The sequence below is a fragment of the Paracoccus rhizosphaerae genome (genome assembly GCF_026162645.1).
GTDB classification, from domain to species: Bacteria; Pseudomonadota; Alphaproteobacteria; order Rhodobacterales; family Rhodobacteraceae; genus Paracoccus; species Paracoccus rhizosphaerae.
The window spans coordinates 1-6624 of sequence record NZ_JAOTBE010000105.1 but is presented as its reverse complement, the minus strand read 5'-3'; the positions used below and the strand labels follow the sequence as shown (position 1 = coordinate 6624).

General features: G+C 55.6%; 4 protein-coding genes. All 4 read right to left on the bottom strand.

Annotation, left to right across the window (positions count from 1 at the left end):
- Positions 1 to 62: 62 nt before the first annotated feature.
- Positions 63 to 1412, bottom strand: coding sequence for an IS5 family transposase (locus OC184_RS19020; protein WP_265508725.1), 1350 nt, complete (start codon positions 1410 to 1412; stop codon positions 63 to 65).
- A gap of 117 nt (positions 1413 to 1529) precedes the next feature.
- Positions 1530 to 2360 (bottom strand): hypothetical protein, encoded by an 831-nt coding sequence (locus OC184_RS19015; RefSeq protein WP_265508723.1) that lies wholly within the window; start codon positions 2358 to 2360, stop codon positions 1530 to 1532.
- Between the two features lie 553 nt (positions 2361 to 2913).
- The gene (locus OC184_RS19010; protein WP_265508722.1) at positions 2914 to 4344 is read right to left on the bottom strand and encodes a hypothetical protein; all 1431 of its coding nucleotides are present in this window, start codon (positions 4342 to 4344) and stop codon (positions 2914 to 2916) included.
- A gap of 248 nt (positions 4345 to 4592) precedes the next feature.
- Positions 4593 to 5837, bottom strand: a complete 1245-nt coding sequence (locus OC184_RS19005) for a protein rep (RefSeq protein ID WP_265508721.1) — start codon at positions 5835 to 5837, stop codon at positions 4593 to 4595.
- Positions 5838 to 6624 lie beyond the last annotated feature (787 nt).

The window sequence follows — 6624 nt, the reverse complement described above, 5'->3', positions numbered from 1 at the left end:
CCCCCGAGAGGCGCTCGCGCCGACAGATTTTTCACCATCTATGTAGTCGGCTCTGAACAACCTTATCCGCCCGCCAATGCTTCGCGTTGATGGGGCGTTTCGGGCCAGATCATCGGCCCGATCAGATGAAAGAGCAGGACCCAAAGAGCCCTGAGATGGGCCAGGATCTTGCGGATATTGTGACCGCAGGCGCAGAGGACGGCGAAGATTGCGTCGCCGATGCGCCCCTTCAGCGGACATCTGGCAAGACGTCCGTCGGTTTTCATGTGCCCGATCTCCGGCTCGATAGCACTTCGTCGCCTGAGGAGCTTTGCCAGGAGCGGGGTGATGCCGCGTCTCGTGCCGCTGATCAGGACCTTAGTGGTCTCCACGCCATGGCCGCGATAGCCGCGATCGACGACGGCGAGATCCGGCACCTGGTCAGTCAGGATGGTGACCTGCTCGAGCGCAGACGCCAGGGTATGACCGTCGTATGGGCTACCAGGAAAGCTCCGGGCCCCCACGACGAAGCCTCCGTCGAGGGTGGTGGCGAGACTGACCTTGGTGCCGAACTCGTAGCGGATGCGGGCCTTGCCCTTGGAGATGCAGTCGACCTCGGGCTCGTGCAGGGAATAGAGCTTGTTCTTGCTCTTCGGCGTTTGCTTGAGCAGGCGACCGACCAGCCAGAGTGCCTCCAGCACCCTTCCGCGTAGCGCGCCTTCGGGGATGTCCTGCAGGTGGCGGCGCAGGTCCCGTCGCACCCGGCCAACATAGCCCTTGAGCTGGCGCAAGGCCTTGCGCATGCGCTTGAACTGCCGGGCATGGGCATAGCGCCCCACCTGGGCGGCCAGTCGCGGGGCAAGCCGCGCGTAGCTCTGGCGCAGATCGATCCCTGCCTTTCTGGCCAGGCCCACCAGCAAGGCGCGGGCACGCTCGTAGAGCCGGGCATCCGTCGGATGAGCGATGGTCTTTTCCATCACGGTTGTGTCGACAGCCACCCGCTTCAGGCTCTTGTCGGTAACGGCGCCAGATGCCCGACCTGCCTCGATCGTCTTGGTCAGCAGCCACTCTACCCCTTCTTCGCCGATGCGCTTGCGCCAGCGTGTCAGCGAGGACGGGTCGATCGGCGGGCGGTGCTGAAAGAACGCCTCGCCGGTGAAATGTTGATAGTAGGGATTTTCGACCCACCGGGCGACGACGGCCTCGTCCGAGAGCTTGAAAGCATGTTGGAGATACATCAGCCCCGCCACCAGGCGTGGAGATGTCGCCGGCCGCCCTTGGTGCGAAGGGAAGAAGGTTGCCCACTCCCGCTCGAAAAACTCCCAGTCGATCAGCGCCGCAAGCTTCACCAGCTCGTGGTGCGCATCGATCATGTCGACCAGTCTCGGACGGAGCAGGTCATCCTGTTCAGGGGCGCGGGAATGGGGCTTCATCGGCGACCAGAATTTGCAGGGTTTCTGCTCAAAGCATACGAAACCCTGCAATTCAAAGCGAATGAAACCGCATCTTCAGCACATAAAATCAATGCAGTAAGAGTTGTTCAGGCCGGACTATGTAGTCATTATTTTATCACCACTTATGTAATCATATACAAAAACACCAAGCTTAGAAATTTTGTATTTCTCTATTTCAGAAGTTTTTCGAATTCTTGTAACACGTCTATCATCATCATATAACTCACTACGATAAACAGGCTCTAAAAGCCCTAGTGATATTAAATCTGACGAAGCTAGTTCAAAAGATATTTGATCGTCTCTCTCTACAAATGCATTAAAATCATCATTTATCATTGCGATACAAGAAGGATTCTTAAGAAGGGACTTGTCAGTATAAACCGGTTGTCCATAAAATCTACTTCGTTGTGCTTTATCATTTTTAGGATCTGACATATCTTTTAGAGTATATAACTTATTATTCTTATCATTTTCCCATTGAAGTAATATAATATGGTGTTCAGTCATCCGGTCTAAAATCCCTATTACAATCTGCGCCGGTGACGCGCTTCGGGCTTCACTACTTAAAAGACCTTTTATTGCAGCTTCACGCAACGCATCGAACTTCCTCTGGCCAGAAGAGCGCATAGCTGCCTCTGTAGCCCTTAACATTAAGGCAGCTGCACTCTCTTCCTGAAGAATTTCTTGAAGATTTGGCTTTCCCTGATCTTCTTGGGCCTGAACTCGCTCGATAACCTCAAGAGCAAACTGATTTCCTCGTTGAGATAATGTTCTATTCACAACCAGATCTAGCATCACTCCGGCTACTGTAGAAAAGCCTGGAGGAAGAGCAAGGGTTGCTGCGGCCTTACCTATGACATTAGCAAAACTTAGAGCAGCCTCGATGTGAGTGCCTTGAACCAAATCAGTCTTAGTAGTCTTTTTCAAAATTGGTTTCCTTCTCTGATCAAGTTTCGTTACCCCCCCGATAGTCTGGGCGACTTGCCGTAGTCATCAGTGAACCGATAATGCGCCCCGAGGACATCCGTAGGATACTGTTTCTTCAGGAATGGCCGGGGAGCACCCGAAGGGTGTGCGCGGGCGCAGCCCCCGTCATGCGGTGCTTGCGCCGCATCATCAGTCCGGTCATTATCCGGTCATGTCCCGGTTACTGACCCCTGCTCAAGTCGCCAAACTGGCTTCCTGCGGAAGATCCAGCGTCATGCGAGCGCTAATAAGCGGCACCCTAAGAGGAATACGAGACAATAAAAATCGATGGAAAGTAGAAGAAGATGAGGCAGCAAGATGGGCTGGTCAGCGTCCGGATAGCGACCGGACTGACGCCGGCCACCATCCGGACGCTGACCGGTCACATCCTGCCGAAACCTCGGAGGCCATGGCTCGTTTGGCGATAGCTGAAACAGAGGCCAGAATGCTTCGAGAACAGCTGGACGAGGTTCGAGCAGACCGGGATCGGTTAGGAAAGCTACTTGAGAAGGCTCTAGAACCCCGGCCCCGAACGCTTGGATGGTTCGATAGACTTCTTGGGAGGATGTGACCGGTTGAGACCGGGCAGCTCTGGAAGCGGAACACGTTTTCCCACATCTTTCTCAACCAATCTCAGGGCATCCTCTCCCTCAACCTGGAGAGCAAGGGGCATATCTGCCTTTTTGAAGAGGCGCGTAAGCACCTCCCAGGTCCCTGAGAGACGATCGATCAGGGACTGAACCTTGGCTTCTTTTCGCCTGATACGCTCTGCGGCCTTAACCGACGCCATGAAAGCCGGCTGGAGATCGGGGAAGCCTTGCTGAATCGCCGGCAAGTTACGGGCCTGAGGCTTACCTTCAGGCGTGACGCTGAGAGTCCCCGCAGCAATCTCTTCAGCCAGCGCCATAGTCGCGGACATTACAGCAGCAGCCTTTTCTGAGATCCGTTCAGCGTGATCTTTTGCATCAGCCAAGGTCTCCATCGCCTCTTTCCCGGCATCTTCTTCGATTTTCTTAGCTTCCGCCTTAGCCCGTAATGTCAGCTTCTCAGCCGTAGCCTGGGCGCTTTGGAGAAGATGCGCTGCTTTCTCTTCAGCAGCTTCTATCTCAGCTTGGGCTTTCTCAGCTCGTGCCTGGTAAGACGAAAGACGTTTGGCGATCTTTTCAGTCTTTGTGGCATCGTCCTGATACCGCATCAAATCGGCCTGAGCTTTCTCAGCCAAGCGTTTGTTTTTCTCGAGAGTGCTACGAACCTCATCCAAACGTAGCTTTTCGGCCTCAACTTCCGATCGTTTCAACGCAAGATCGGCAGGTAAGTCGCGGTGCAGCTCTCTTACTGTCCGATGCACAGTGTCCGCATATGAAGCGCCGGCCTCTAACCGGTCACGCTTGCGGTTACCACGCTCAATCAAGGGAAGCCAAGGACGAGCCGCCACAGCCGCTACGTCTTGCAGCTCAGAAGCAATCGCACGCGTAATCACCTTCGACAGAGGCATACCATCTGACCGTATGGCCGGGCTGTATCCGTGAGCATGAGGCGCTGACTCATCGCCGTGAGAGATTAGACCTGAAAGATCAGCCCCCAGATGCTGAGTTACTGCCTCAGCAACGGCGCGGAACATCGCATCCCTATCTATCTTCGACAGATCACCTACCCATGCCTGAGCCTCAGATCCGAAAGTGATTATGGAGCCTGTCAGCACTGCCGCGTTGGAACGCATGGCACGCTTTTTTCCTGTTCGCCGCCTTTGGCAGAGAGAGGCAAAATAGGCCGCAGAAGGTGGCTCAATAATGAGGCTGTTTTCAGATGTCAGAGCTGCTTGGATGTATCCCGGCTGTGGACCGTCGCGCATATCGTGACGGCGCTGACGCATAGCTTTGTCACGGTCGTAATGCTCGACACGAACAGAGATTGCTCGGGGGTTGCCCTTTGATGCGTCAGTCATTTGGTCCCTTCCGAAAAACGCGCGCGGGAAGATTTCTCGCGCGCGTAGGTTAACCTACTAGCCGTAAGCGAAAATGTCCTGAGGACATTTTGCTTACGGCTCTCCGGCGAAGGGGGCGTAGCCCCCTTTCGAAACCCCCTCTCCGCTCAACAACGCTCTGCTCGTTGGCTGCGCGAGGTAGGCACCCCTTGCCCTTCGGACCACTACAAGTGTGGCTCCTGCGCGCCCTACGGGCTTGCAGAAGAGTATCACTCATCAAACGGCATCTCTGCCATTTCTTCCCAGCTGACATCCGTGAGCTTTTCACGCTCAGCTCGTCGCCGGCGCCTCTCAGACGGATGCAGCTTCATCAGGATTTCCGGACGATCATCGACGCGTAAACGCGGTGGCTCATCATCTTCTATGAGCTGAGGATTCAAGAGATCCGCATCTGTTTGAGAACCCTCACGAGCTTCACGAAGCCTTTGCTCAGCTTCTTTCAGGGTTCGTGCAGCCGCAGCTTCCCTGATCAAGACGCGTCTGTGCCTGGCAGTCGCCTTCCACTCTTCAGGCTCAATCTTTGCCAAAGATACAGCTTTGGGCTCAGGCTCCGGAGCACATAGGCCTTCGGCAATGTCTTCCGCCTTCCGTTCAGCAAGATATTCAAGCTCTGCTTTGACATGCTTGCGTAGACCAGGCGTCAGCCGGAGCTGATGGGTCCCTTTAATCGTAGTGACGAAGGTATGCCACAGCTCACCGGCTTCGTGATCGCCATTGCGACTGTCTCGAAGTAGGTTCCAGGGACTTCTCTGCCCCTCTCTACCTTGCTTGACGTGACCAAGGCTCAACTCTTCGGCAGCGCCCCACTTCGTTATATAGGAGCCCGCGGAAGCCGCACCTTGCACTTGGAACGCTCGGTCATTGCCGGTCAGCCCCTGGACAGTCAGTTGGTTCACCCACTCAGCCCTGAGGGTTTCAGCTTTCTGGATAGCCTCATCTTCCGTGAGACCTGCCTTAAAGACGAGAATGACGTGGTAGTGGGGATGCCATCCGTTCGCGCCGTGAGTAGCTTCTACTGCCTTGGCAGAGCCTATCAGCTGCTTGTTCACCTGCTTCCAAGCATAAGTGCGCCGAAGTTCATCAGAGGCAGCAGACAGCCGTTCCCAGAGCCAGGGAAGGGACATGTCCACGTCGTGGCGAACTGTCAGCGTGACCATGACAGTCTGCCAGCCTTCACGGCGGGCGCGTGAGAGGAGCGCATTAAGATTCTGACGGGCCTTCTCAGCCTTTGCCAAAGTGCAAAGGGGACAGACCCAGCCCAAACCACACTTCTGAAGCCCGCATAAAAATGACCGTGCTGGTGCGTCAGGAACGGTCTCCCGCATGACCTCGACATCATCTGCCTGAGCATGAAGGGTCCAGCCGCAGAGTGTCACACCTTTCGGTTTTCCGTCAGTAGAGTGACGCCACATGATCCGCGACGCCTCACGCTGATCAGCGTAACGCTCACGCATCTCCAGCTTTTGGCGTTCGGCGATCTGATCAGCAGAGGGACCGTTAGGCTTACCTTTGCCGGTCTTGGAGGGGCCAATGTCAACGAATTGCCTCTTTATACCAAGAGGGGGCTCCGCCCCTGGACTGGCAGTCTCCCTCCGCCTTCCCGATGATCGACTTTTACTCTTTGATGACACGCGCGCACCTCAAAAGGGGCGCGGTCACGTGCTTGATCTCATCAGCAATCATGCTAATATCCCTACTCAGCTAGGGCGCACGCTTGACCGCGAAATCATGTGCGTTTGCCCAACAGAAAGCCTCGGTTCCCGCCGAGGCTTTCGCTATTCAAGCACATGAAAAACATCGGCGCAACATATTGTTGTTGCTGCAGTATTTTTAAATGCATTTAGAAACGCATTACCAAAATGCAGTTTCTAAATGCCCGCTCGGGATCAAGCCGGCCTTCGCTTCGATCCTTGACGTCTTCGCTCAGGCCGGCTTGATCCCGAGCTACGTTGTCATAGGGGGGCTACGCCCCCCCGTCGCTAGCGCTCCTCCCCCCCCAGTTCATGAAGCAACAGCGACACCAGGAACCAGGGCCCAGGGCCGAGGAGACAGGACTGGACGCGAAGGAGTTGCTGCTGCTTCTGGAATGGGGGAGCGCCGCCAGGCGCGCGGGGGCGCAGCCCCCGAGAGGCGCTCGCGCCGACAGATTTTTCACCATCTATGTAGTCGGCTCTGAACAACCTTATCCGCCCGCCAATGCTTCGCGTTGATGGGGCGTTTCGGGCCAGATCATCGGCCCGA